We start from the raw sequence: 24,416 nt of genomic DNA, 5'->3' as shown, positions 1-24,416 counted from the left end.
ATGACTTCACAGACCGGCAGGAGTGCGGCCGAGAAGAACAAGGAGACGGTTCGGGCCTTCATCGACGCCCTCAATCGCCGGGACCTCGCCCGGCTCGACGCGCTCCTCGCGGACGACGCGACCTGGACGGTGTGCGCACGGGACGTTCCCGGCGCCGGCACTCATGACAAGAAGACGGTTCTGGACCGCATCCTGCCCAGCGCATACGCGATCTTCGAAGAGGGCGAGCCCACAACAGAGATCACCCTCATGATCGCGGAAGGCGACGTCGTCTCGGCGGAGATGGTCAGCCACGGACGACTGCGCCACGGCGCGGTCTACAGCAACCGGTACTCACACCTGTACGAGATCCGTGAGGACCACATCGTCGCGATCAGGGAATACACGGACACCGACTACGCCGGCAAGATCATGTCCGGAGCCGTCGAAGCCGGGCACTCCCTCGACTTCGGGTGATGAAACACCGGGCCCGTCACGCGGGGCGCATCAGGGCGCCTCAAATACCGCCACCGCGGCGGTCACGAGTCGCTCGACCTCCGCGTCCGGGTCCGCGGCCTCCGCGACGGCCCCGGCGGCAGTGCCGTGCGGGGCCAGGTCGGCCAAGGTGCCCGCCTGATACAGCGCGAGCAGCCCGACCATGGCCCGATAACGGAACAGGACGTCCTCGGCGGACAACGCGGGCAGGGCCCGGGCCAGCTCCTCCAGGTAGCGCCCCTCCACCGTCGCGACCTCCTGCGCGAACAGCCGTCGGATCTCCGGGTCCGGTTCACACATCACCCGACCGAGCAGGCGCGCGACGGCCGGGGAATCGCCGTCCCGGCTCGCCAGATGGGCGCCCGTACGGACGAACGCGCCCACCAGGTCGGCGACTTCGGGCTTGCCGCCGTCGGCCAGGAAGCTGTCCAGCAGTCGCTGCCGATCGTCGTTGACCGGTCGCATGGCGCGGTCCACGACGGCCCGCAGCAGCCCTTCCTTCGAGCCGAAGTGATAGTTGACCGCCGCGACGTTGGCCCCGGCCGCCTCGGTGACCGCCCGCAGCGACGTAGCAGCGTATCCACGCTCCCCGAACAGCCGCTCGGCCACATCGAGGATCCGGCCCCTGGTGCTCGCGGATGTGGATACGCCTTTCTCGCCCATGGCCTCAATCTAAAACGACCGCTTGAAACAGGCAAGCGCCACGTCCGGACAAGCGCGGCCGGCTTCCCGCTCACATCTGCGGACCCCAAGAAACCTTTACGGCGCTGTTCATGTCAGGGCGACTTCGGGCTACCGTAACCTTTACAGCACTGTTAGACATCAGGAGCATCGGTGACCCACGACAGCCCGCCCCTCGACCACGGACACCAGCCGGCAGAGCACCACGGCCACGATCCGGGCCCGCCTGCGCCGCATCGCTGGGCGACTCTGGCCCTGCTGTGCATGGCCCAGTTCCTGCTCATCGTCGACGTCACGGTCGTCAACGTCGCACTGCCCACGGTCGGTGACGAACTCGGTCTCAGCACGGGCCAACTGACCTGGGTGGTAACGGCGTACACCCTCTGCTTCGGCAGTCTTCTGCTGCTCGGCGGACGCGCCGGTGATGTCGTGGGACGCAAGCAGATGTTCCTCGCCGGTCTGGCCCTCTTCACGGCGGCGTCCCTGCTGTCCGGACTGGCGGACGGCGGCGGAACGCTGATCGCGGCCCGCGCCGCGCAGGGAGTGGGCGCAGCGATGATGTCCCCCGCCGCCATGGCGATCATCACGCAGACCTTCCACGGCGCGGAACGCAATCGCGCGCTCGGGGTGTGGGCGGCGATCGGCGGAAGCGGCGCGGCGTTCGGCGTGCTTCTGGGTGGCCTGCTCACCACCAGTCTGGGCTGGGAGTGGATCTTCTTCATCAACGTGCCGATCGGTGCTGTGGTCTTCTTCAGCGTGGCCATGCTGCTCAAGGGGCACACGGTGCAGACCCAGCACCGTCACGCCGACTCGACGAGGAGCGTCGACATCGCGGGGGCGCTCTCGATGACGGCCGCGCCCGGTCTGCTGATCTACGGCCTCGTCCAGTCCCGCGACAACGGCTTCGGCTCGGCCTCCTCCCTGCTGCCCCTCGCGGGCGCGGTCGTCCTGGCAGGTGTGTTCGTGGCGGTCGAGAAGTCGGTCCGGGCACCGCTCGTCCGGCTGTCGGTGCTCGCCCGGCGCAACCTGGTCGGCGGCAGTGTGGTGATGCTCGCCGCCTCCGGCGTGCTGATCTCCATGTTCTTCCTCTGCTCGCTGTACCTCCAGCACGTTCTCGGGCTCAGCGCCTTCAGGACCGGCCTGCTCTTCCTGCCGGTGGCTGTCGTCATCACCCTCGGCGCGCATGTCAGCTCCCTGGCGATCGGAAGGCTGGGCTGGCGCCCCGTGGCGGCCACCGGATTCCTGCTCGGGGCAGCGGGCAGCTTCCTGCTGTCACGCGTGGACGACAGCGGAAGCGCGTGGACACAGGTGCTCCCCGGTTTCCTGTTGGTCGCGCTGGGTCTGGGCGCGGGATTCGTATCCGCCACCACCAGTGCCATGAGCGACATGCCTCACGAGGACATGGGACTCGCGTCAGGGCTGGTGAACACCTGTCATGAGCTGGGCGCAGCACTGGGCGTGGCGGTCATGGCCGTGGTCGCGGGTACGGGCCTGGAGGCCGCCGATGCCACGGCACCGTCCGTGAGCGGCTTCACGAACGCCTTCCTGGCCTGTGCGGTCATCTCACTGGGTGCGGCCGCGGCCGGTGCACTGCTGCTTCCGAAAGGCCGACCCGATCCGGCGCAGGGACCGGTCTTCGCGCACTGAACCGCAGTCCCCTGTCGGTCATGGCCGGCAGGGGACGGTCTGCGGGCACTTCCCGAGCAACAACCGAGCCCCGTCATCCGGTCGCCGACCAATGCCGAGTCCGGACAACGGGGTGAGTTTGGCCAGTTGTTGACCCGGTAAATACTATGCTCCATAGTGGAAAGGCCCAACGGGTGAACTGGCTCATCGTTTGCATCGGGAGGGGAACTACCGTGAGGACTGGCCGTTCCTGTTGTTGTTACTTCCTGGTTTCATGACGCTGGTCACGGGGGACCTCGGCGCAGTGACCGAACAAAGCGAACAGGGAGGACTGTTACCAGGCGACCGCTCCAGCGGTCACATCCTTCTCATCGACCCTGATCCGACCTCCCGGCTCTTGACCCGGAAGATGCTGGAGCAGTGGCGCCCCTCTGGGCCCCTGACTTCTGTGGCCACGTCGACCGACGTTCCCGTCGGTGAGCTGGGTGCCCCGTTGACCCTGGTTGTCTCATCCGGGGTACAGCATCACGACGTTGGTCACCTTGCGGAGCTGCTGACGCGGCCGGACACCCACGTGGTGATGGTCCTGCGGACTCGGGACAGTGAACAGCTCAGAGACCTGGTCGGCTTTCCCGTGGACGCGCTGGTGCACGTCTGGGACCTTCGCGGTCCAGCCGTCGCGGAAGCACTGAGTCACCGGGCGGACGGTACGGTCGCCGTCTCCCGGCAGGCTGTGCGCCAACTCCTTCATCTCGCCGGCCGCTCGAACACATCAGCGCTCGAGACACCATCGCTCACCGCACGCGAGGTCGAGACGCTCACCGGCATGGCAGCGGGCCTCAGCAATCGCCAGATCGCCAGAAGCATGGGCATCACGGAGCACGGCGTGAAGCGCCACGTGGCCCGCATCCTCGCCAAGTTGAACTGCCGAAACCGCACCACAGCCGTGGCGCTGGCTCTGCGCACGGGGCTCGTACCCCATCAGCCGCCCGGGGGATCTTCGTGGACGTACTCGGTTCCCACCTACAAATGACCACGGGCATGCTGCCGATTCAACCTTGCCCCAGTGGGGGGTGGCAGCGCTCAGCGCCTGCTCTCGTCGCCAGGGTGTGCTCCGGCGTCTTCGAGCGGGGCATGACCCTCACGCGCGCCGCCACCGGCAGACCGTTCGCCACCAAGTACGCGCACAGCCTCTTCGGCCAGGACCGCTCCACCGTCGACATCGCCTACCCCGGCGACGTGGTCGCCTGGTCAACTCCCACCACCTTCGGGTGGGCGACACCCTCAACGCGGACCAGGCCGCTGTCTTTCCCCCATCCCGTCCTTCGCGCCCGGGCACTTCGCCGTCGCCCGGCCCGTCGTCGGCCGCTCCAAGCAGTTCCGACGGAGCATCGCCCAACTGGACGAGAAAGGCGTAGTGCAGGTGCTCGTCTCCGATGTGCGCGGCGACCAGGCCCCCGTCCTGGCCGCGGTCGGCCTGATGCAGTTCGACGTCGTCACCGCACGGATGGCAAGCGAGTTCTCCGCTCAGGTCAGGCTGGAGCCGCTGCCGTAGCGCCTCGCGCCGGCCACCGACGCGGCCGGCGCCGAGGCGCTGGGCCGCTCCCTGACAAGGGGCGAGGCGCTCACCCGTGTCCGCGACAAGGCCTGGCTCGCCCTCTTCGGCAACCACTGGCAGGCCGACCTCCTCCAGCGCGAACTCCCCGGCGTCCACCTGAACCGCCTCATCGCCGCTCACGAATGACTGTTCGGCGACATTGGGGCCGACTGGGCGGGCGTGCCCGCCGCGGGCACCGGCTGGACGACCGTCAGCGGGACGTCGCCGGAGCCTCTCCTCCACATGGCCACGAGCGTGTGGGCGGCATCGTGGCAGCCATCATCGGGCTCTGGAGGCCCGAGTGACGCGGGCCACTGCGAGCAGAGCCGGGGGCGCCGACGCGAGGGCGCACAGGGACACAGTGTCGGCCTTGGTGTCGAACGTTCCATACGCCACTAATGCCTGACATGCTGCCCGCGGGGTAGCCGTCTGATTGCGTTCGCCGGGAAGGGGGCCGCATGGAGTCGTCCGGCTGGCAACCGGTCCTGGTTCTCCTCGTACTTGTCGTCGTGGCCATCATGCTGCTCCATGCCGTGTCCATCGCGCTGCGGGCGATCCGCGAGCCGCTGCACACCGGACCGTTCAGTGGAGGGCTCGAACCACGGGAGCACCCCATGTCCCGGTTCCACGTGCGCTGGTATCCGGTCACGATGATCTTCCTCGCCTTCGACATGGAGATGTTGTTCATGTATCCGTGGACGAAGGTCGTCTCGGCCGTCGGTACGCCTGCGGTCGTCGAGATGTTCCTCTTCCTCGGCATCCTGCTCGCCGGTGTCGGTTACGCCTGGCGGGAGGGGGCCTTCCGGTGGAGTTGAGGCGCGGGCTCGCGCGAACGGCACTGTCCCGGCCCGGAGTGCTGCTGGCGGTGACTCCCGGAGCCACCCGGGAGCGGCTCGCCGTCGAGGCCGAACTCGTACCTCGGGGGTGGCGGTCCGTGAGTGCGCCGACGGAGGCGGACCTGCTGGTGGTTCTGGGCGGTCACTACGCCGAGAAGAGTGACGAAGAGAGCGACTGGGCAGCGCATCTGTGGCGTGCCATCCCGGCGCCCAAGGCCCGGGTGACGGTCACAGACGTCAGGCAGGTCACCGAAGCCCTCGATCGCGGACTCGCTGAGCTTCGGCGTGGGAAACCGCCAGGGCACCATCACCACCAGGACGACGCGCACCTCCACCATGGCGAGCACGGGCGCCGCGACCACTCGGCCACGCATGAAGATCACGGGGCTCACGACTCCCACGACTCGGGCCGGGAGCAGGGTGGACACCACGAGCACGGTGGAGGCGCTCAACAGCCCCATCACGGCGGGCAGGACGAGGCGGATCACACGGCGCATGACGCTCATGAACCCCACGGAGCGCCCGAGAGCCGCCACGACATGCACGGGGATCATCACGACGGGCACGGCAGCCACGCGGAGCACGGTGACGGACACGGCGGTCACGACATGCACGGCGGCCATCACGCTCACGCCGGACACGACATGGGCGTCGTGGGCGGCCTGCCCATGGCCGATCGTGCCGACGACCGTGACGGGCTGAGGCTCGACCGGCTCCATGTGCCGCTCGGGCCGGCCCTCGCCGACTGGCCTGCGGGGTTGGTCCTACGCGTGGCTCTGCAGGGTGACATCGTCCAGCAGGTCGGGGTGGAGGCGGAGAGTTCCGCGTCTCCGCATCCGCCGTTCTGGAACGAGCCGTGGCTACGGGCAGTCGGCGGCGAGCACATTCCGCGGGGCGACGCCGCTCGACGGCTGTGCGCCGCTCACCTGGACAGTCTGGGCAGGCTGCTCGCCGTGATGGGATGGGCCGACATGGCCGCCCGCTTCCGGTACGTACGGGATCGCGCCCTGGCCGGGGCGGACGCCGCGGAACTCTCCGGCCTCCTGCGTCCCCTGATCCGCCGGACGGAGCGATCGCGGACCCTGCGGTGGCTGACGACCGGGCTCGGGCCGCTGAGCACTGAACACGCGCACGGACTCGGGGTCACGGGCCCTGCTCTGGTCGCCGGCGGAGACGTGTACGACCGGCTGCGCGTATGGCTCGGTGCGACCTCGCGCGCCGCGGCGGAGTGCGACGACACCGAGCCACTGGAGATGGCCCAGGTCGTCGGGCCGCGCGGACGGCTCGACGGGCCGGTGCCGCCCTCCCAGGCCCTTCTGGACGCCCTGCCGGGCCTGCTGGAGGGTGCCGAGTTCGCCGGTGCGCGGATCATCGTCGCGAGCCTGGACCCGGATCTCGACGAGCTCGCAGATGTGCCGGCGGCGAGGATGCCCAATGGCTGACAGCACACCACTGTGGACGGTCTTCGTCCTGCCGGCCCTCCTGCTCGCCGTCGCTGTTGTCACAGCTGGATTCGACGCCGTACTCGCGGCCGGTGCTCGCGGCGGGCGGGCGGCATCGCTGCGCAAGGTGATCGTCCGCGGGACAGAGCCCGTCAGGGAGGTGCTGCGGCACCTGGTGCAGCAGCCGCGGCGGACGCGCGCGTCCGATGTCCCGCTGGCGCGGATCGGGGCGGCGCTCCTGCCCGTCGCCGCGATTCTCGCTGCCGTCGTACTGCCGCTCGGTTTCCGGTCGGTGAGTGATCTCCCGGAGGGGATCGTCTGGTTCAACGCGATGGAGGCGCTGGCCTGGGCGGCGGTGTGGCTGGCGGGCTGGGGGCCGAACTCGACGCTCTCGCTCATCGGCGGGTACCGGTTCCTGGCTCAGGGGCTGGCGTACGAGCTGCCGCACATGCTCGCGATCACCACGGCCGCGCTCGGTGCCGAGTCACTGCGGGTCGACGATGTCGTCGACACACAGGCCGGGTTGTGGTTCGCGTTGTGGATGCCGGCGGCCTTCGGGATCTATCTGCTCAGTGCCATGGCGATGGCGTTCTGGGGGCCCTTCGACCAGCCCGCCGGGCGGGACGCGGCCGGTGGTGCTGCCGCCGAGCTGTCCGGCGCGGATCGCGTGCTCTTCCTCGGTGGCCGGTGGCTGCTGCTGGTCGTGGCCGCGGCGTTCAGCGTGCCGCTCTTCCTGGGCGGCGGGCACGGGCCATGGTTGCCCGCCTGGGTCTGGACCGTACTCAAAACCGCTGCCGTACTGGCATTCCTGGTCTGGTTCCGGCACCGAGTCCCGACCGTGCGGATGGAGCGCTACGTGGAGCTGGCCTGGGTGGTGCTGACTCCTCTCGCCATCGTGCAGGCGCTGGTCGTGGCCCTAGTGGTGCTCAACCGGTGAAGTCGATGAAGTGCAGGACGAGAGCGAGGTGTCGTACGTAAATGGATGTCGCGGTCTTCTGGGTGCTGGCCGCTCTTGCGGTCGTCAGCGGGGCGATGGTGTTCCGCTTCGACTCCATGGCTCGTGCGACGTTCTCCCTGCTGACCTCGCTGTTGTGCGTCGGCGGGCTCGTCCTGCTGCTGGGGCTGGACTATTTGGGCGTCGTCATCGTGCTGATGATGACCATCGAGATGGCCATCATGGCGGTCTTCATGGTGATGTACATGATGAACCCGGCCGGGCTCATGCCGATGACGATGATGCACAACAAGCGGGGTGCGGCAGTCGTCTGCGGCCTTGTGTTCGTTCTCCTGGCCGCCGGGATTCTGTTGGCTCCCTGGCCCGCACGCCAGGGCAGGGCCTCGGACGACCCGACGATGGATCTCGGTATGTCGCTCATGGGTCCGCAGATGCTGACCATGATGACGCTGGGCATGGCGTTGTTCGCTACGATCCTGGCCACGGTCGTACTGGCCACCCGCCGGGGACGCTACGACCGGCTCGGCGACGATCTGAGGGCACGTCGCGCGGACGATCCCGTACGAGGCGGCGTCGGCCGGTGACCCTGGAACTGTTCCTGCTGCTGGCCGCCGCGCTGTTCTGCATCGGGCTGTTCGGGGCGCTCACGCAGCAGTCGATCGTGATGCTGATGATGGGCCTGGAGCTGATGCTGGGCGGCGTGATCCTGGCCGCCGCGACCGCCTGGCACTACATCGCACCGGCCACCGCTGACGGACAGGTGCTCGCGGTCGTCGCGATCACGGTGATGGCCGTGGAGATGGCGATCGGATTCGCCGTGGTCACCGCCCTGTTCCGGTCGCGTGAGATCGACATGACCGACATGGCGGCGGAGTTGAAGGAGTGAGCGCGCTGCTGTGGGCGCTCGCCGCCGTTCCGCTCAGTGCGGGCGTTCTGCTGATGGTGGTGGGGCGCAGGGCCGACCGGCTGGCACCCGGCCTGGCGATTGCCGTCGCGGCCGCTGCCACCGGGCTCGCCATCGCGGCGGCGTTTCGGCATCCCGCCACGCAGGCACCGTTCCTCGACGGGCTGCCGGTACGGCTTGCGGTGGACGGGCTGTCCGGGCTGCTGGTGGTGACGATCACCGCGGTCACCCTCGTCGTACTTCTCTTCAGCGCCGCCGAGTTCGGGGCAGGCGAGGCACGTGCCCGCTTCTTCGGGCTGATGCTGCTCTTCGCCGGGAGCATGCTCGTCACCGTCACGGCCGCGACCCTCCCGACCCTGCTGATGGCGTGGGAGGTCATGGGGGCCACCTCCTGGGCGCTCATCGGCTACTGGTGGCGCGATCCGCTGCGTACTCGGGCGGCCGACACCGCATTCCTGACCACCCGCACCGCCGACCTCGGCCTCTACCTCGCGGCGGGCGCGGCCCTGGCCGGCGGCCAGGATTCGACGATCTCGCTCGACGGTCTCGCACGCGCCGACGAGCCGTGGCTGTCCTTCATCGCCGCCGGCCTCATCGCCTCCGCCCTGGGCAAGTCCGCCCAGCTGCCCTTCAGTTTCTGGCTGTCCAAGGCCATGCAGGGCCCGAGCCCGGTCTCCGCGCTGCTGCACTCGGCGACCATGGTCGTCGCGGGCGCGTACCTACTGCTGCGGACGGGGCCGTTGCTGGACGCCTCCGGCTGGGGCGATGACCTGGTCGCCTGGACAGGCGCCGCCACCGCCCTCTGCCTCGGGCTGGTCGCCGTGGCGCAAAGCGACCTCAAACAGTTGCTCGCCGCATCGACGTGTGCGCAGATCGGCTTCATGGTGCTCGCCGCCGGAACCGACGCGACCACCGGTGGCACGCTGCAACTCGTCGCTCATGCAGCGGCGAAGAGCCTGCTCTTCCTGGCAGCGGGGGCATGGCTGACAGCGCTGGGCACCCAACGGCTCCCCCAGCTGCTCGGGGCGGCGCGTCACGATCGGACGGTCGGCGTGGCCTTCACCATCGGTGCGCTCTCCCTGGCAGGGATTCCGCCGCTGTCACTCTGGGCCGCCAAGGACGTGCTTCTCGCGGGAGCCCTGGAGACCAGCTTCTCGCTGTACGCCGTCGCCCTGGCAGCCGCCCTGCTGTCAGCGGTCTACAGCGCCAAGGCCTTGTGGTTCGTGTGGCGGCCCGCGGTGCCGTGGCCCGATGCGCGCCCTGTTCCACGCGGTGCCGTAGGGCCGCTGGCCCTGCTGGCTCTGGCGTGCCTCGCGCTGACGCCGGTGGCTTTCCCTCCGCTGCGTGACAGTGTGGGGCGCGTACTGGGGCACGCTGGTCAACCCGAGCCGCATGCTTGGGAGTTCGCTCTGTCCGGGGCTCTTGCTCTGCTCGCGGCAGCAGTCACCTGGGCCTGGGGCACACGCCCGGTGCCGCTACCCGCGCGGGCGAAGTCGGCTATCGCGGACTGGCTGCTCCTCGAGCGCGCGGCTCACGTCCTCCTGGTCGCACCCGTAATGCGGCTCGCACGGGCCGCCGCTGCCTTCGACGACCGGGGACTGGACCGTGCCGTCGACGGTGCGGCCGCTGGCGCCGTACGGTTCGCCCGCTGGACGGACGGCGTCCTGGAACGCGCGGTCGACGGCACAGTGACCGCGGTGGCCGCCGGGACCCGCGCCCTCGGCCGCTGGGCCCGACGCCCGCAGACCGGTCAGCTGCACCAGTACCTCGCCCAGGCCATCGCGGCCTTCACCGTCCTCGCCGTCGTGCTCGTCCTCGTGAGGTGACCCGCGTGCTGACCGTCCTCGTCTTCGTACCCACGGCCGTCGCGCTGCTGCTGTTCACCATGCCTCGTCGTACGACGGCCCAGGTGTTCCGGGCCGTGTGGGTAGTGACGTCCGCGCTCGAACTGACCCTGGTCATCGCCATGTGGGCCGGGTACGAGGCCGACGGCGGCATGCAGTACGAGCAGCGCGCCCGATGGATTCCCAGCGCCGGTGTCGGCTACCACGTCGGTGTCGACGGTCTGTCGCTGCCGATGCTCGCGCTCACCTGCCTGCTGTTCCTGGCCTGTGCGCTGTACTCGCTGCGCGAGGACCGCCGTATCCGCGATTTCGCCGCGCTGTTCCTCTTCCTGCAAACCACCTGCCTGGGTCTGTTCGCCGCCCTCGACCTGATCCTGTTCTTCGTCTTCTTCGACCTGTCCATCGTGGCGATGTACTTCGTCATCGCCGGATGGGGCCACCGTCAAGCGGGCCGCGCCGCGCTGAAGTTCTTCCTCTACACCTTCATCGGTTCGCTCGCCCTGCTGCTCGGCTTCATCGGCCTGTACCTTGCCGCATCCCCGCACACCTTCGACATGGTGGAGCTGACCGAGCAGAACCCGCTGGCCGGGCGCTCCGTCTACGGCGCTCTCGTGCTGCTGGCCGTGGTCGTCGGCCTGGCGGTGAAGACCCCGACGGTGCCCTTTCACACGTGGCTGCCGCCGGCCCACGTCGAGGCGCCAGCGGCCGGATCCGCGATTCTGGCCGGGGTCCTGCTGAAGATGGGCACATACGGTTTCCTACGCATCGCCATGCCGATGCTCCCGGAAGCCTGGCGCCGCTACGCCCTCGTCCTGGTGGTGATCGGCGTCCTCTCGGTCCTGCACGGCGCCCTGGTGGCCCTCGCTCAGACCGACTTCAAGCGGATGATCGCCTACACCTCCGTGAACCACATGGGCTATATCGTGCTCGCCGTCGGTGCTGCCGCAGCGACCGCGGACACCTCCGAGCAGGCCCGCTCTCTCGCCGTCACCGGGGCTGTGACCCAGATGGTCAGCCACGGACTGCTCACCGGCGCGCTATTCCTGCTCGCTGGGGTGCTGTACGAGCGCGGGCGGACGTACGACATGGGTTCCTACTCCGGAGTCGCCGCCGTGGCGCCCGCGTTCGCCGCCATGACCGGCACCGCGGCCTTCGCCTCGCTCGGACTCCCGGGATTCTCGGGCTTCATCGCCGAGTTCCAGATCTTCACCGGGAGTCTCGGGCCGCGCCCGCTGGCCACAGCGCTCTCGGTCCTCGGCATCCTCCTCACCGCCGGGCTGTTCCTGCGTGCGCTCCGGCAGGTCTTCACCGGGCCGCTGCGCCTGCCCGACGCGCCGGGAACACCAAGCGCGTTCCCCGACATCCGCGCGCACGAGAGCGTCGCCGTCGTTCCGCTCCTCGTCCTGGCCGTCGTTGTCGGCGTGGCTCCCCGCTTCCTGCTCGACGTCATCGAGCCGGCCTCCCGGTCCGTCCTGGAGTTGCTCGCCCGATGACAGAGATGAACGAGAACCCGCTCGACCTCCTGCCCGAGGTACTGCTGGCCGCCTCGGCTGTACTCGGACTGCTGCTCGGCTCCTGGCTGCCCCGTGCCCGGCAGTGGCTCGTGGGGCTGTTGGCGGTCATGGCGTGCGTGGCGGGGATCGCCGCCGCGTCGATGGCCGCGGCGGAGCCCGCCCTGACGGCATTCGGCGAAGCATTCTCCGTCGACCCGGTCACGAATTCGTCCCGGATCGTGGTCCTCGGCGGCACGCTCCTCGTACTCGGCGTCTCCTTCCGCCCCCTGCAAAGAGATGCGCGGGAGACCGAGTTCTACGTCCTGGTGCAACTGGCCGCCCTCGGCGCGCTGATGATGGCCGGCGCCCAGGACCTGCTTCTGCTCGCCGCCGGCTACCTGCTGGCGAGCATCCCCTCCTACACCCTCGCCGGATTCCGCAAGGACGGACCGGGCACCGAGGCAGCCCTCAAGTTCTACGTGATCGGCGCCTTGTTGGGCGTACTGATGCTGACCGGCATCACGGTTCTGTACGCGACCGGCCGCGGCACGGGATATCCCCTCCTCGGGGAGGCGTTCCGCGACGCGCCCAGGGCACTGATCGCCACCGGCGCCATAGGGCTTCTGGCCGGAGTGCTGTTCAAGGCCGGAGGCGTGCCGGCGCATTTCTGGGTGCCCGACGCCGTGCAGGGCAGCAGCCCGCCGGTGGCGGCGCTCCTCACCACGCTTCCGAAGATCGGCGCACTCGCCGCGCTCTTCCGCCTCGGCGAGGTGGTCTTCGCGGACAGCACCCTGCCGTGGGCCGCACTCGTCGCCGTGCTGGCCGCCGCGTCCATGACGCTCGGCAACCTCGGGGCGTTCTTCCAGCAGGACGTCAAACGGCTGCTCGCCTACTCCACGATCAGCCAGGTCGGCTACCTGCTCATGCCCGTTGCCGTCGCGGGCCGTTCGGACCTCGCCCAACAGGCGCTGCTGTACTACCTGGCGGCGTACGCGGTCACCAACCTCGGTGCCTTCGCCGTGGTCTGTGCCCTCCCCCGTGCCCACACGGTGGACGACTACCGAGGGCTCGCGAAGGAACGCCCGCTCCTGGCGGCAAGTCTCGTCGTCTGCCTACTGGGGCTCGTCGGTACCCCGCCCACGGCGGTCTTCCTCGGCAAACTCGAGGCGTTCAGCGCGGCATTCGACGGCGGCTACGCCTGGCTCGTCGCTCTTGCCGCCGTCAACACCGTTGCGTCCCTGTTCTACTACCTGCGCTGGATCGTGCCCGCGGTCTCCCGAAGCCTCTCTTCACAGCACCTTGAGTGCGACCGAACGGCGCGCTTCATCGCGTACGCGGCAACGGCGATCTCACTCGGCCTGGGCCTGGCGGGCGGGCCGGTCCTCGACGCTCTGACAGGTCCGATCAACCGCTGACGGGGCCGCTCCCCGGCCCGCGCCGGCAGCACATCAAGGCCCAGCAGGCTTGAGGATGAGCGACTGGTTCCTGGCCTCACGTGCCACCAGTCCAAAGGGCGGGAGTGGAACACAGTGGCCATGAAGCTGAGCGCCGCCGACACATCGGCCCTGAGACATGGCCTCCACCCCAGGTAGGCAGAGCGTGGAGGGGGCGCCACGGCTGCCAGTGTGCGCCGCTCGACGCACCACACGCCGAAGCGCACGGCGGAGGCCACGGCCAGCGAGAGCGTCACCGCCCCGTACAGCTCCGGCAGTTGGCCGGGCACCGCGTGCAGGAACCGGGTGACGAAGAAGGTCATAACGCGAAGATGCCGAGCGCCTGCCCGTGCGGGCCCCAGCGGCGCGCGTACACCCCGCGGAAGACGACCAGCAACCAGATCGCGTCACGCGGCAGTGGGGTCCGGTGGAGTGCGGTCGCGAGGGTGAGGACGGGGAAGCCGACGGCCGGCAGCAGTGCCGTGGTGACCGCCTGGCCGCGCACGCCCGGGTCGGTGACCGTGAACAGCGTCAGCAGTGCCGCGAGCCCGCCCGTGATGGACGCGGTCAGCGAGAGCCCGGCGGACTCGGCGGCGGTCACCGCGACACCGATCCCGGGTACCGCCCGCAGGGAGACCCGCAGCCGGACACGTCCGGGATCCGGAGCCACGAACATCCTCTTCACCGTCGGCAGCCCCCACCCCCCCACCCAGCGACACCGGCACTGCACCACACCTTCAGGCCACGGATTTCGGACAGGAACACGGGGTTCAGACATGGGAATGGCGCCGCGGGCACGGATCCGGCTTCGTTGCCGGTCCTGCGCTGAGCGGCGCCAATGTCTTCCTCAGGGTACGCAACGCCACTGCCATGGCCCAACAGACACCTCGTCGAGTGTGCCATTGGTACAGTACGCCGTGATCGATCCAGGAGACAGAGAGGCCAACGGACCATGGCCGTGGACGAACTCGACACCCGCATCCTGCGACTGCTCCTCGAACAGCCGCGCACCAGCGTGCGCGAGTACGCCCGCATCCTCGGTGTCGCCAGGGGGACGCTCCAGGCCCGCCTGGACCGGCTGGAGCGGGACGGGGTGATCACGGGCACCGGCCCGTCCCTCTCCCCCGCCGCGCTCGGCCACCCCGTTCTCGCCTTCGTGCACATCGAGGTCACCCAGGGCCATCTCGACGACGTGGGCGACGCCCTGGCCGCCGTGCCGGAGATCATCGAGGCGTTCTCGATCACGGGTGGCGGCGATCTGCTGACGCGGGTCGTCGCCCGGGACAACGCCCACCTGGAGGACGTGATCCAGACACTGATCAGCCTGCCGGGCGTGGTCCGCACCCGCACCGAGGTGGCGCTCCGCGAACGGGTGCCGTACCGGGTGCTGCCGCTGGTGGAGTCGGTGGGCCTGGCGGCGCGGAGTTGATCACTGGCACCCTGTGGCCATGAGCAGTCTCGGCAACACCTCGGTCATCTTCGATCTCGACGGAACACTCGTGGACAGCGAGCCCAACTACTACGAGGCGGGCCGGCAGACCCTCGCCGAGCAGGGCATCACCGACTTCACCTGGGCGGACCACGAGCGGTACGTCGGCATCAGCACCTTGGAGACGATCACCCACTGGAAGGAGCGGTACCGCCTGTCCGCGTCCGTCGACGAGCTGCTCGCCGACAAGAACCGCCGCTATCTCCGGCTCGCCCGTGCCTCCACCCGCGTCTACCCGGAGATGCGGGCGTTCGTGGAACTGCTGGCCGGCGAGGGTGTTCCGATGGCCGTGGCCTCCGGGTCCTCGCTGGAGGCCATCGAGGCGATCCTGACGGGTACGGGGCTCGCCGGCCGGCTGAAGACCGTCGTCTCGGCCGACGAGGTGGCCCGCGGCAAGCCCGCGCCCGACGTGTTCCTGGAAGCCGCACGCAGGCTGGGTGCCGACCCGGCCGACTGCGTGGTCCTCGAGGACGCCGCCCCCGGCGCGGCGGCGGCCCACACGGCCGGTATGCGCTGCATCGCGATCCCGTACGTTCCCGCTCAGACCGACGAACCCGCGTTCGCGACGGCGGGGCTGCTGGTGCGCGGCGGTCAGAGCGCGTTCACGGCACGCGAGGCGTTCGACTGGCTCGTACGCTCGGTCCGGCGCGGCTGACCCTCGTGCGCCCGGTTCGGCGCGGCTGACCGGCGACGGCGTTCAGCGCCGCAGCACCCTCGTCGCGGCACCGGCGACCCCGGCCACCGCGCCCGCGGCGGCGAGGCCGGTGCCCGCGAGGGCGAGGGACCTGGCCAGGCGGCCCGGTGGCGCGGGCCGGGCGCCGGGGGCGACGCCGTACGCCGTGCGGGACGGATCGCCGGTGTCCGGGAGGGCGGAGGCGAGCAGTTCCGCGAGGTGCACGGCCTCGTGGCCGCCGCTGTCCAGTTCGTGGATCTGGGTGCGGCAGCTGAAGCCGTCGGCCAGCACCACCGTCTCCGGGGCGGCCTCGCGCAGCCGCGGCAGCAGGACACGCTCGGCGCAGGCCTCGCTGACCTCCGCGTGGCCGCGCTCGAAGCCGAAGTTGCCGGCCAGCCCGCAGCACCCAGACTCCAGGTGCTCGGCGTCCACGCCGGCGCGGCGCAGCAGTTCCTGGTCGGCGTCCCAGCCGAGGACCGCGTGCTGGTGGCAGTGCACCTGGGCGAGGGCCCGCGCGGAACGGTCGGGGACGCGCGGAGGCTCGTAGTCCGGGCTGTGCTCGGTGAGGAGTTCGGCGAGGGTCACCGTCTGCCGTCGCAGCCGGCGGACGTCCAGGTCGCCGGGGAACAGCTCGCCCGCGTCCGCGCGGAAGACCGCCGTGCAGCTGGGCTCCAGGGCCACCACCAGTCCCCCGCCGCGCACATGCTCGGCGAGGTGCCGGACGGTGCGTGCCAGGATCCGTCGGGCCGTGGCGAGCTGTCCGGTGGAGATCCAGGTGAGCCCGCAGCACAGGGGCTCGGTGGGCAGGGTGACCCGCCAGCCCGCGTCCTCCATCAGCTGGACGGCGGCCTTGCCGAGATGCGGGTGGAAGGAATTGGTGAACGTGTCGGGCCACAGCAGGACCGTGCCCCGGGCCCCGTCGCCCTTCGGCTCGTGGCGGGTGAACCACTGCCGCAGCGTCTCGTCCGCGAACAGCGGGAGTTCCCGGTGCCCGACCCCGGCGACGGCGGCGGCGAGGCGGGAGAGCGGCGGCGTGTGTGTGAACGCGTTCACGACCGGGCCGGTGCGGGTGCGGCCCACCGCCTGGGCGAGCGCGGGCAGCCAGCCCATGGTCCAGTCGGAGCGAGGGCGCCGCCACGGGCGTCCCGCGTAGTGGTGGGCCAGGAACTCGGCCTTGTACGTGGCCATGTCGACATCGGCGGGGCAGTCGCTCTTGCAGCCCTTGCAGGCCAGGCACAGGTCGAGGGCGTCGCGGACGGCCTCCGAGCGCCAGCCGTCCCGTACGGCGCTGTCGCCGTGCCCGTCGAGCATCTCGAACAGCAGCCGGGCCCGGCCCCGCGTGGAGTGCTCCTCCTCCCGCGTCACCTGGTACGAGGGACACATCACCGACCCGCCCTCGTTGGTGAGTTGCCGGCACTTCCCCACGCCCACACAGCGGTTGGCGGCCTCGGCGAAGGAGGCGCCGTCGTCCGGGAAGCGGAAGAACAGGTCCTGCGGATCGTACGGGGACCAGTCACCGCCGAGCCGGAGGTTCTCGTCCAGCCTGTACGGCGCCACGACCTTGCCCGGGTTCATCCTGTTCTCCGGGTCGAAGAGGGCCTTGACGCGGCCGAACGCCTCGACGAGGTCCGGCCCGAACATCAGCTCCAGCAGTTCCCCGCGGCTCTGCCCGTCGCCGTGCTCGCCGGAGAGGGAGCCGCCGAACTCGACGACGAGACCGGCGGCGCGCTCCATGAAGCGGCGGTACGCGGCGACGCCGTCCGCGGAGTAGAGGTCGAAGGGGATGCGGGTGTGCACGCAGCCGTGCCCGAAGTGGCCGTACAGACTGGGCCCGGTCTCGTCGGCGTAGCCGAACTCGGCGTAGAGGTCGTGGAGTCGGCGCAGGTAGTCGCCGAGCCGTTCGGGCGGGACCGCCGAGTCCTCCCAGCCCTCGAAGGTGTCGCGGTGGCCGGGCACGTGGGCGGTCGCGCCGAGGCCCGCCTCACGGACCTGCCACAGCTGTGCCTCGTGGGCGGGGTCGTCGAGGAACGCCACCTCGGGGTCGTGCTCGGACTCGTGGAGCGCGTCCAGCATCCGGTGCGCACGGTCGTCGGCCTCGGCGAGCGTGTCGCCGCCGAACTCGACCATCAAGTAGGCGTTTCCTTCTGGGAGTTCGCCGAGCATCCGGGTGTTGAGGTGTTTGAGCCGCTGGTCGCGGACCAGCCGCTCGTCCACGCCTTCCAGGGCGATCGGCTCGTAGGGCAGGATCGCGGGCACGCTGTCGGCGGCGGCGTAGACGCTGGGGAAGCCCAGGACCACGAGCGAGCGTTCCTTGACCACCGGGACGAGTTCCAGCTCGGCCCGCAGGACGGTGACCAGCGTCGACTCGCTGCCGACGAGTAACCCGGCCACGTCGAAGCCGTGTTCCGGCAGCAGCGATTCCAGGTTGTAGCCGGAGACGCGGCGCGGGATGCCGGGGAAGCGGCGACGCGTCTCGTCCGCGTAGGTGTCGCGCAGCTTCCGCAGGCCGCGGTACACGGCCGCCGTGGGGTCGCCGCGGCGCTCGATCCGGGCGTACTCCTCGTCGCTCGTCCTCCCGCACCAGAAGCGGGTTCCGTCGGGAAGCAGCACTTCGAGGCGGGCGACGTTGTCGACGACCTTGCCGGTGCGCTGGGCGGTGGCGCCGCAGGAGTTGTTGCCGATCATGCCGCCGATGGTGCAGTTCATGTGGGTGGCGGGCTCAGGGCCGAAGCGCAGGCCGGTGGGGGCCAGTCGCCGGTTCAGTTCGTCGAGCACGATGCCGGGCTCGACGACGCACCGGCGCGCTTCGGTGTCGACGGACTCCAGGCGTGTGCAGTACTTCGACCAGTCGATCACCACGGCCGTGTTGGTGCACTGCCCGGCCAGGCTGGTGCCGCCGCCCCGGGAGAGCACCGGGGCGCCGTGTTCGCGGGCCACCGCCACCGCCTCCGCGGCGGCCTCCGGGGTGCGGGGGACGACCACGCCGAGGGGTGTCTGCCGGAAGTTCGACGCGTCGGTGGAGTACGCGGCACGACTGCCGGCGTCGAAGCGGACCTCTCCGTCCACGCGTTCGCGCAGCGCGGCGCTGAGCGGCGTCTCCCTCACACCCACGGAGCCCTCCCTGTCTCCCCGCCGTCCTGCCGGGCGGGACGGCGGGTACCCAGGGCGGCCGGGGTGCAAGCACGGCCGGGTGCGGAGTCAGCTCCGCGGGAAGGCCGGGGTACCGTTCTCCGCGGATGCCCGCCATCCGCTCCACCGCAGGACGGTGACCACGATCACCGGGCCCTGCGGGGGCCGGCTCCGGTACTGGGCGTACTTCCGCCGCAGCAGGTCGACGGCCGCGGTGTACTCGGCCCGCGCGTCCGCTTCGGGCGCGTCGGGCGGGACCACCCGGGCGCCGCCGTCGGCCCGTACCCACCACAGCTGGTCCCAGTCCTCGTCGTAGGCGTCCGCGAGCAGGCAGACGGCCGGGTGCACGGCGATGTTGTGCAGCCGCCTGAGCTGCTGGGACCTCTTCGGCTTGTGGTCGACGGCCGTGACGATCGTGTCGTCGCGTCGGGCGAACACGACCGGCACGAGGTGCGGGCGCCCGCCGGAGTCGACGGTCGCCAGCCGCGCGACCCGGGCCTTGGTGAACCACCGCCGTGCCTCGTCGGGCGCCATGTCCGGCACCGTGCCCTCCCCTTCCGTCGCCCCCTCAGCGGCCGTGCAGCGCCGTGAGCACGTCGTCGTCGGTCAGCTGGTCGAAGTTCCGGTACCACTCGCCGACGGCCATGAAGGAGCGCGGCCGGTCGAGGAAGACCACGTCGTCGGCCTCGGCCTCCAGCAGGTGGGCCGCTTCGGGGGCGGCGACCGGTGCGGCCATGACGACACGCTCGGGCTCCCGGCCGCGGACGAAACGCAGGGCGACGCGTGCCGTCGACCCCGTGGCCACCCCGTCGTCGACGACGATCACGGTGCGCCCCCGGAGTTCCGGAGCCTCGCGGCCCTGCCGGTAGAGCGCCTCGCGGCGGCGCAGCTCCTCCCGCTCGCGGTGGACCAGGGGTGCGAGGGACTCCTCGCTGAGGCCGAGCCGCTCCAGGGCGTGCGTGTCGAACAGCGGCGGGTCGTCGCCCACGATCGCGCCGATGCCGTACTCCTCGTGGAACGGGGCGCCGATCTTCCGCACCACGAGGACGTCGAGCGGCGCGTCGAGGGCCCGCGCCACCTCACGGGCCACCGTGACACCGCCGCGGGGCAGGGCGAGGACGACGGGGTCGGGCAGCGCCCCCTTGTCGTACAGGATGCGCAGTTGCTCAGCCAGTTCCTGCCCGGCCTGCCTGCGGTCGCGGAACAGCATGTGCTCCCATCTCCCCTCTGTCCCTCACGGGGAGCATCCCCGTCCTCACGGGGAGCTACGAGATGGTCGTGCCCTTGTCGGCAGTGCCGTGTACCCGCCCCGACGGCTCATACACGGCACTGCCGGACGGTCCGCGGGACCTAGGAGGTGGGGGCCGTCTGGAGACGGCCCGTCGAGCGGCGGGCGAGGAGGGTGGCGCGGATCTCCCCTGCCCGGATCGCGACGGTCGACAGGAGGGTCGACGTCAGGCCGTGGGTGTGCTCGGTGCCGCCCTGGAGGTAGATGTCGGCGGCGACGTTGGGGGCTGTCTCCACGCGGTGGTCGCGTCCGACGCGCAGGGCGTCCTCCTCGTCGCGCAGACAGAGCTTGCCCACCTCGCCGAGGTTGTCGCCGATGCCCTGGGGCTGGTAGCCCGTGGCGTAGACGAGCAGGTCACAGGCGAGGACCTGGCGTTCGCCCGTCGGCAGGAACTCCACCGTCACGCGCACCTCGTCGGCGCCCGCCTCGACCTCGCGGATGCGGGAGACGTTCATCATCCGCAGCCGCTGACGGCCCTGGACCTTCTCCTGGTACATCGTCCGGGACAGCGACTCGATCAACTCCATGTCGACGACGGAGTAGTTGGTGCCGCGGTGGTAGTCGAAGAGCGACTGCTTCACCTCGGGCGGCGCGCCGTAGTACAGGTCGACGGCCTCGGGGTCGAAGATCCTGTTGGCCAGCGGGCTGTCGTCGGCGGGTGTGTAGCCGTACTTGGCGAACACGGAGCAGACCTCGGCGCCGGGAAGGCTGCGGTGGAGGTAGTCGACGGCCTCGGCGGCGCTCTGGCCGGCGCCGAGCACGATCGCCCGGCGAACCGGCCTTCCGGACCGGAGGAGTTCGTCGACCCGTGGCAGTAAATCGCTGTTGTGCCAGACCCGTTCGGACAGTGCGGCGTCGGGCGGCAGGTGCGGTTCGAGTCCGGTGGCCACGCAGATGGCGCGGGTGCGGCGGACGGCCGAGCGGCCCGTGCCGGGATCGCGGCTGGTGACGTCGTAGTAGCGGATCTCGCCGGCCTCGGTGACGGGCCGGACGGAGACGACCTCGGCGGAGTACTCGACGAGGTGGGCGACGCGGGCGGCGGCCCACTCGAAGTAGTCGTGGAACTCTATGCGGAGCGGGAAGAGCGTCTTCTGGTTGAGGAAGTCGACGAGCCTGCCGCGCTCGCTCAGGTAGGACAGGAAGCTGAAGTCGCTGGTCGGGTCGCGCATCGTCACCAGGTCCTTGAGAAAGGACACCTGCATGGTGGCGTCGTCGATGAGCATGCCGCGGTGCCAGCCGAACCGCGGTTGTTTCTCCAGGAATGCGGCGCGCAGCGCCTCCCCCTCACCTGCCGTCGCACTGTGCTCGTGGAGCGCGATCGCGAGTGCGAGATTCGATGGGCCGAAGCCGATGCCCAGTACGTCGTAGACCTCGTCGTCGGAGTCCGGCCCGCCCTGAAACGTCGTCACCGCGTCATCTCCTCCTGTCCAAGGGGAGATACAGCGTTCCCCTAGCTGGAACACAGCCTCCCCCAAGCAGGCCCATGTTAGATAAGGTTAGCCTTACCTAGCAATGGCTGAGGAGGGCTCATATGCGGGTCGTCATGTTCGGGTACCAGACCTGGGGACACCGAACGCTGCAGGCTCTGCTGGACTCCGAACACGATGTGGTCCTGACGGTCACTCATCCGAGGAGTGAGCACGCGTACGAGAAGATCTGGAGCGACTCGGTCGCCGATCTCGCCGAACAGCACGGCGTTCCCGTGCTGTTGCGCAACCGTCCGGGTGACGACGAACTCCTGCGGGCGCTCAAGGAGGCCGAGCCGGACATCATCGTGGCGAACAACTGGCGGACCTGGCTGCCGCCGGAGATCTTCGACCTGCCACCGCACGGCACGCTCAACATCCACGACTCGCTGCTGCCCTCCTACGCCGGTTTCTCGCCGCTGATCTGGGCGCTCATCAACGGCGAGAAGGAGGTGGGTGTCACGGCCCACCGCATGGACGCCGAACTCGACATGGGTGACGTCCTGCTGCAGCGCGCCGTGCCCGTCGGCCCGGCCGACACGGCGACGGACCTGTTCCACCGCACGGTCGACCTCATCGGACCGCTCGTCGCCGACTCCCTGGACCTGATCGCGTCGGGGAAGGCGGTGTGGACGCCGCAGGACCGCTCCAGGTCCAGCTTCTTCCACAAGCGTTCGCCGGCGGACAGCCTCATCGACTGGACGTGGCCCGCTCAGGACCTGGAGCGGTTCGTACGGGCCCAGTCCGACCCGTATCCGAACGCCTTCACGTACCACCGCGGCAAGCGTCTGCGCGTCGTCACGGCGGCGGTCTCCGAGGGCCGTTACGGCGGCACGCCCGGGCGGATCTTCATCAAGGAGGGCGACGGCGTCGTCATCGTGGCCGGCGCCGACGCGCGCTCCGGGCGCCTGCCGGGCCTGGTGGTGAAGAGGGTGCGGACGGAGGACGGCACGGAGTACGCCGCGACGGACTACTTCCGCACGATGGGCGGGTACCTGACGGCCCGTCCGTAGGGCGCACTGGCGCAGGGCACCGCCGGGCGGCTCACCCGGTGGTGCCCGACACGGGTACAGCGGGCGGAGCGTCCGCGCCCTCGTGGTGCCGGCCCATCGGGACGATCAGGGGCGTCCCGCTGACCGGGTCCTCGCCGACCACGCAGCGCAGCCCGAAGACGTCCTGGACCATGGCGGCGGTGATGACGTCGGCCGGGGCGCCCTCGCCCGCGACGCGGCCCGCCTTCATGGCGATGACGTGGTCGGCGTACCGGCAGGCCTGGTTGAGGTCGTGCAGGACCATGACGACGGTGCGGCCCTGGTGGCGGTTGAGGTCGGTGACGAGGTCGAGGACGTCGATCTGGTGGGCGAGGTCGAGGTACGTCGTCGGCTCGTCGAGCAGCAGCACGGGGGTGCCCTGGGCGACCGCCATGGCGATCCAGGCGCGCTGGCGCTGTCCGCCGGAGAGTTCGTCGACGGCCCGGTGCGCGAGGTCGGTCATCGCGGTGGCGCGCAGGGCCTCGTGCACGGCCTCCTCGTCGGTGGACGACCACTGCCGCCACCAGGTCTGGTGGGGCGAACGGCCGCGCCCCACCAGGTCGATGACGGTCAGTCCCTCCGGCGCGACGGGTGACTGCGGCAGGATGCCGAGCTTCTGGGCGAGGGCGCGGGTGGGCATCGAGTGCACGGAGCGCCCGTCGAGGTGGACCGCGCCCGCCTTCGGTGTCAGCAGCCGGGCCAGGGCGCGCAGGAGCGTCGACTTCCCACAGGCGTTGGCGCCGACGATCGCGGTGACCCTTCCGGAGGGGATCACGAGGTCGAGGTCCTCGACGACGACCCGGTCGTCGTACGCGAGACGCAGGCCCTCGGCCCGCAGGTCGGGGCCGTCGGCCGGAACCTCGTGCGTCCGGCGTCCCGGCGGCACGTCGTGCTGTGAGGACCCGTCGTACTTCGATGACACCTTGTCAGCCTCCTGAACCGGCGCGGTTGGCGCGGACGAGCAGCCACAGCAGGACGGGGGCGCCGAGCACACCGGTGACGACCCCGACCGGAAGTTCGGTGCCCGGGACGGCCTTCCGGGCGACGAGGTCGGACACGAGGACCATCACGGCACCGGTCAGTCCCGCGGCGAGGGGCGGCGGGCTCGCGGTGCCGGCCAGCCGCTGGGCCACCTGAGGAGCGGCGAGCGCCACGAACGCGACCGGACCGGCGGTCGCGGTGCCGAACGCCACCAGGACGACGGCGCTCAGCAGGACGGCCACCCGGACGGTCTGGACGCGGGTGCCGAGTCCACGGGCGACGTCGTCCCCGAGCTGCAGGGTGCGCATCAGCCGTCCCAGCAGCAGCGCCGCCGGTACGAGGAGCGCCAGGGTGACGGCGAGCGGGCCGATCTGGTCCCAGGTGCGGCCGTTGAGGTTGCCGACGAGCCAGCCGAGCGCGGCCTGGGCCTGGAAGCGCTGGCCGCGGGCCATCAGGTAGTCGGTGGCGCTCGTGCAGATCCAGGCGACGCCGACACCGACCAGGACGATCCGGTAGCCGGTGGCGCCCCGCTTCCAGGCCAGGACGTACACGAGCAGGGCCGCGACCAGCGCGCCGAGCATCCCGAGGGCCTGGGTGCCGAGGCCCGCGTCCCAGCCGAGCACAATGCCGGCGACGACGGCCGTGCCCGCGCCCTGGGTGATGCCCATCATGTCGGGGCTGGCGAGCGGGTTGAGCGTCATGGTCTGGAGCAGGGCGCCCGAGACGCCGAAGGCGATGCCGACGAGGAGCCCCGCCAGGGCGCGCGGCAGGCGGAGTTCGTGGACGATGAGCTCGGTGGCGGGGTCGCCCGTGCCCACGAGTGCCTTCATGACGTCGGTGAGCGGGAGCGAGATGTCGCCGAGGGACGTCTCCACGCAGAAGGCCAGGAAGGCGGCGGCCGCGAGTCCCAGGCACACGCCCACCAGCCGGGGCCGCAGCACTCCCGACACGGGCGGGACGGGCACCCTGAAGGTGACCCGGCCGGCTGTGCGGCGGACAGCGGTGCGGCGGGCGGGCGGCCCGCCCGTGGGGGCCCGTTCGCCCGGGCCGGGTGCGAGGTGGGTGGTCATGTGC

23 protein-coding genes and 2 pseudogenes are annotated in these 24,416 nt (G+C 70.5%); 16 read left to right on the top strand and 9 right to left on the bottom strand.

Annotation, left to right across the window (positions count from 1 at the left end; genetic code table 11):
* Window positions 1–456, top strand: coding sequence for a nuclear transport factor 2 family protein (locus tag ACZ49J_RS19175; RefSeq protein WP_467449388.1), 456 nt, complete (start codon window positions 1–3; stop codon window positions 454–456).
* A gap of 30 nt (window positions 457–486) precedes the next feature.
* Here the strand turns inward: ACZ49J_RS19175 and ACZ49J_RS19170 are convergent, their stop codons facing one another.
* Window positions 487–1,137, bottom strand: coding sequence for a TetR/AcrR family transcriptional regulator (locus tag ACZ49J_RS19170; RefSeq protein WP_467449387.1), 651 nt, complete (start codon window positions 1,135–1,137; stop codon window positions 487–489).
* A gap of 171 nt (window positions 1,138–1,308) precedes the next feature.
* On the opposite strand from ACZ49J_RS19170, the gene ACZ49J_RS19165 reads away from it, so the two are divergent.
* The 5 genes and pseudogenes from ACZ49J_RS19165 to ACZ49J_RS19145 all read left to right on the top strand — a co-directional run bounded on the left by ACZ49J_RS19165 (window position 1,309) and on the right by ACZ49J_RS19145 (window position 5,193).
* The gene (locus tag ACZ49J_RS19165) at window positions 1,309–2,802 is read left to right on the top strand and encodes an MFS transporter (protein WP_467449386.1); all 1,494 of its coding nucleotides are present in this window, start codon (window positions 1,309–1,311) and stop codon (window positions 2,800–2,802) included.
* Between the two features lie 253 nt (window positions 2,803–3,055).
* Window positions 3,056–3,814 (top strand): helix-turn-helix transcriptional regulator, encoded by a 759-nt coding sequence (locus ACZ49J_RS19160; RefSeq protein ID WP_467449385.1) that lies wholly within the window; start codon window positions 3,056–3,058, stop codon window positions 3,812–3,814.
* Window positions 3,811–3,969, top strand: a pseudogene (locus ACZ49J_RS19155) (hypothetical protein); the annotation flags it as partial. The gene ACZ49J_RS19160 and the pseudogene ACZ49J_RS19155, both read left to right, overlap by 4 nt.
* Before the next feature lie 127 nt (window positions 3,970–4,096).
* A complete protein-coding gene (locus tag ACZ49J_RS19150; RefSeq protein WP_467449751.1) occupies window positions 4,097–4,336 on the top strand; it encodes a hypothetical protein in 240 nt (79 codons plus the stop codon).
* Window positions 4,337–4,836: 500 nt separating this feature from the next.
* Window positions 4,837–5,193: an NADH-quinone oxidoreductase subunit A gene (locus ACZ49J_RS19145; protein ID WP_467449384.1), complete on the top strand. Its 357-nt coding sequence runs from the start codon at window positions 4,837–4,839 to the stop codon at window positions 5,191–5,193.
* On the opposite strand, the gene ACZ49J_RS19140 is transcribed toward ACZ49J_RS19145, so the two are convergent.
* The gene (locus ACZ49J_RS19140; RefSeq protein WP_467449383.1) at window positions 5,157–5,933 is read right to left on the bottom strand and encodes a hypothetical protein; all 777 of its coding nucleotides are present in this window, start codon (window positions 5,931–5,933) and stop codon (window positions 5,157–5,159) included. The two genes, ACZ49J_RS19145 and ACZ49J_RS19140, sit on opposite strands and share 37 nt — an antisense overlap.
* A 51-nt stretch (window positions 5,934–5,984) precedes the next feature.
* Here ACZ49J_RS19140 and ACZ49J_RS19135 point away from each other — a divergent pair, with 51 nt between their 5' ends.
* Genes ACZ49J_RS19135 through ACZ49J_RS19105 form a run of 7 tightly spaced genes read left to right on the top strand, consistent with a single transcriptional unit; the run spans window position 5,985 to window position 13,267 of the window.
* Window positions 5,985–6,656 carry a hypothetical protein gene (locus tag ACZ49J_RS19135; RefSeq protein ID WP_467449382.1) on the top strand — a complete coding sequence of 224 codons (672 nt, stop codon included), beginning with the start codon at window positions 5,985–5,987 and terminating at the stop codon, window positions 6,654–6,656.
* On the top strand, window positions 6,649–7,593 hold the full coding sequence (locus tag ACZ49J_RS19130) for a complex I subunit 1 family protein (protein WP_467449381.1): 945 nt from the start codon (window positions 6,649–6,651) through the stop codon (window positions 7,591–7,593). The genes ACZ49J_RS19135 and ACZ49J_RS19130 overlap by 8 nt, the downstream gene beginning before the upstream one ends.
* 41 nt (window positions 7,594–7,634) lie before the next feature.
* A complete protein-coding gene (locus tag ACZ49J_RS19125; RefSeq protein ID WP_467449380.1) occupies window positions 7,635–8,195 on the top strand; it encodes an NADH-quinone oxidoreductase subunit J in 561 nt (186 codons plus the stop codon).
* Complete coding sequence (gene nuoK / locus ACZ49J_RS19120) at window positions 8,192–8,497, top strand: NADH-quinone oxidoreductase subunit NuoK (RefSeq protein ID WP_467449378.1); 306 nt, start codon at window positions 8,192–8,194, stop codon at window positions 8,495–8,497. The genes ACZ49J_RS19125 and nuoK overlap by 4 nt, the downstream gene beginning before the upstream one ends.
* Window positions 8,494–10,341 (top strand): NADH-quinone oxidoreductase subunit 5 family protein, encoded by a 1,848-nt coding sequence (locus ACZ49J_RS19115; protein ID WP_467449377.1) that lies wholly within the window; start codon window positions 8,494–8,496, stop codon window positions 10,339–10,341. The genes nuoK and ACZ49J_RS19115 overlap by 4 nt, the downstream gene beginning before the upstream one ends.
* Window positions 10,342–10,346: 5 nt before the next feature.
* Complete coding sequence (locus ACZ49J_RS19110) at window positions 10,347–11,852, top strand: complex I subunit 4 family protein (protein ID WP_467449376.1); 1,506 nt, start codon at window positions 10,347–10,349, stop codon at window positions 11,850–11,852.
* Window positions 11,849–13,267 carry an NADH-quinone oxidoreductase subunit N gene (locus ACZ49J_RS19105; RefSeq protein WP_467449375.1) on the top strand — a complete coding sequence of 473 codons (1,419 nt, stop codon included), beginning with the start codon at window positions 11,849–11,851 and terminating at the stop codon, window positions 13,265–13,267. Before ACZ49J_RS19110 ends, ACZ49J_RS19105 begins: the two co-directional genes overlap by 4 nt.
* Window positions 13,268–13,472: 205 nt before the next feature.
* Here ACZ49J_RS19105 and ACZ49J_RS19100 read toward each other — a convergent pair.
* A pseudogene (locus ACZ49J_RS19100) lies at window positions 13,473–13,961 on the bottom strand (FUSC family protein); the annotation flags it as partial.
* Between the two features lie 276 nt (window positions 13,962–14,237).
* On the opposite strand from ACZ49J_RS19100, the gene ACZ49J_RS19095 reads away from it, so the two are divergent.
* Window positions 14,238–14,714 carry an Lrp/AsnC family transcriptional regulator gene (locus tag ACZ49J_RS19095; RefSeq protein ID WP_467449374.1) on the top strand — a complete coding sequence of 159 codons (477 nt, stop codon included), beginning with the start codon at window positions 14,238–14,240 and terminating at the stop codon, window positions 14,712–14,714.
* Between the two features lie 19 nt (window positions 14,715–14,733).
* The gene (locus tag ACZ49J_RS19090; protein ID WP_467449373.1) at window positions 14,734–15,429 is read left to right on the top strand and encodes an HAD family hydrolase; all 696 of its coding nucleotides are present in this window, start codon (window positions 14,734–14,736) and stop codon (window positions 15,427–15,429) included.
* Between the two features lie 42 nt (window positions 15,430–15,471).
* Here ACZ49J_RS19090 and ACZ49J_RS19085 read toward each other — a convergent pair whose 3' ends face one another.
* The 4 genes from ACZ49J_RS19085 to ACZ49J_RS19070 form a co-directional block, all read right to left on the bottom strand.
* The gene (locus ACZ49J_RS19085) at window positions 15,472–18,558 is read right to left on the bottom strand and encodes an FAD-binding and (Fe-S)-binding domain-containing protein (RefSeq protein ID WP_467449372.1); all 3,087 of its coding nucleotides are present in this window, start codon (window positions 18,556–18,558) and stop codon (window positions 15,472–15,474) included.
* Window positions 18,559–18,645: 87 nt separating this feature from the next.
* Window positions 18,646–19,119 carry a TIGR03668 family PPOX class F420-dependent oxidoreductase gene (locus ACZ49J_RS19080; RefSeq protein WP_467449371.1) on the bottom strand — a complete coding sequence of 158 codons (474 nt, stop codon included), beginning with the start codon at window positions 19,117–19,119 and terminating at the stop codon, window positions 18,646–18,648.
* 25 nt (window positions 19,120–19,144) lie between these two features.
* Complete coding sequence (locus tag ACZ49J_RS19075) at window positions 19,145–19,786, bottom strand: phosphoribosyltransferase (protein ID WP_467449370.1); 642 nt, start codon at window positions 19,784–19,786, stop codon at window positions 19,145–19,147.
* A 140-nt stretch (window positions 19,787–19,926) separates the two neighbouring features.
* Complete coding sequence (locus ACZ49J_RS19070; protein WP_467449369.1) at window positions 19,927–21,273, bottom strand: lysine N(6)-hydroxylase/L-ornithine N(5)-oxygenase family protein; 1,347 nt, start codon at window positions 21,271–21,273, stop codon at window positions 19,927–19,929.
* Window positions 21,274–21,395: 122 nt separating this feature from the next.
* Here ACZ49J_RS19070 and ACZ49J_RS19065 point away from each other — a divergent pair, with 122 nt between their 5' ends.
* Window positions 21,396–22,343 (top strand): methionyl-tRNA formyltransferase, encoded by a 948-nt coding sequence (locus tag ACZ49J_RS19065; protein ID WP_467449368.1) that lies wholly within the window; start codon window positions 21,396–21,398, stop codon window positions 22,341–22,343.
* Between the two features lie 31 nt (window positions 22,344–22,374).
* Here ACZ49J_RS19065 and ACZ49J_RS19060 read toward each other — a convergent pair whose 3' ends face one another.
* Both ACZ49J_RS19060 and ACZ49J_RS19055 read right to left on the bottom strand, forming a co-directional pair.
* The gene (locus tag ACZ49J_RS19060) at window positions 22,375–23,247 is read right to left on the bottom strand and encodes an ABC transporter ATP-binding protein (RefSeq protein ID WP_467449749.1); all 873 of its coding nucleotides are present in this window, start codon (window positions 23,245–23,247) and stop codon (window positions 22,375–22,377) included.
* Window positions 23,248–23,287: 40 nt separating this feature from the next.
* On the bottom strand, window positions 23,288–24,412 hold the full coding sequence (locus tag ACZ49J_RS19055; protein ID WP_467449366.1) for a FecCD family ABC transporter permease: 1,125 nt from the start codon (window positions 24,410–24,412) through the stop codon (window positions 23,288–23,290).
* Between the last annotated feature and the right edge of the window lie 4 nt (window positions 24,413–24,416).

Source organism: Streptomyces sp. NPDC030840 (assembly GCF_055572015.1).
Note: the sequence above shows the minus strand (reverse complement) of the source record. Positions and strands in the feature narration are given on the sequence as shown.

What these genes read in the sequence shown, in the direction of transcription:
- ACZ49J_RS19175 (WP_467449388.1), top strand. Translation starts at nt 1, where the DNA reads ATGACTTCACAGACCGGCAGGAGTGCGGCCGAGAAGAACAAGGAGACG.
- ACZ49J_RS19170 (WP_467449387.1), bottom strand. Translation starts at nt 1,137, where the DNA reads ATGGGCGAGAAAGGCGTATCCACATCCGCGAGCACCAGGGGCCGGATC.
- ACZ49J_RS19160 (WP_467449385.1), top strand. Translation starts at nt 3,056, where the DNA reads ATGACGCTGGTCACGGGGGACCTCGGCGCAGTGACCGAACAAAGCGAA.
- ACZ49J_RS19145 (WP_467449384.1), top strand. Translation starts at nt 4,837, where the DNA reads ATGGAGTCGTCCGGCTGGCAACCGGTCCTGGTTCTCCTCGTACTTGTC.
- ACZ49J_RS19140 (WP_467449383.1), bottom strand. Translation starts at nt 5,933, where the DNA reads ATGGAGCCGGTCGAGCCTCAGCCCGTCACGGTCGTCGGCACGATCGGC.
- ACZ49J_RS19130 (WP_467449381.1), top strand. Translation starts at nt 6,649, where the DNA reads ATGGCTGACAGCACACCACTGTGGACGGTCTTCGTCCTGCCGGCCCTC.
- ACZ49J_RS19125 (WP_467449380.1), top strand. Translation starts at nt 7,635, where the DNA reads ATGGATGTCGCGGTCTTCTGGGTGCTGGCCGCTCTTGCGGTCGTCAGC.
- ACZ49J_RS19105 (WP_467449375.1), top strand. Translation starts at nt 11,849, where the DNA reads ATGACAGAGATGAACGAGAACCCGCTCGACCTCCTGCCCGAGGTACTG.
- ACZ49J_RS19095 (WP_467449374.1), top strand. Translation starts at nt 14,238, where the DNA reads ATGGCCGTGGACGAACTCGACACCCGCATCCTGCGACTGCTCCTCGAA.
- ACZ49J_RS19090 (WP_467449373.1), top strand. Translation starts at nt 14,734, where the DNA reads ATGAGCAGTCTCGGCAACACCTCGGTCATCTTCGATCTCGACGGAACA.
- ACZ49J_RS19075 (WP_467449370.1), bottom strand. Translation starts at nt 19,786, where the DNA reads ATGCTGTTCCGCGACCGCAGGCAGGCCGGGCAGGAACTGGCTGAGCAA.
- ACZ49J_RS19065 (WP_467449368.1), top strand. Translation starts at nt 21,396, where the DNA reads ATGCGGGTCGTCATGTTCGGGTACCAGACCTGGGGACACCGAACGCTG.
- ACZ49J_RS19055 (WP_467449366.1), bottom strand. Translation starts at nt 24,412, where the DNA reads ATGACCACCCACCTCGCACCCGGCCCGGGCGAACGGGCCCCCACGGGC.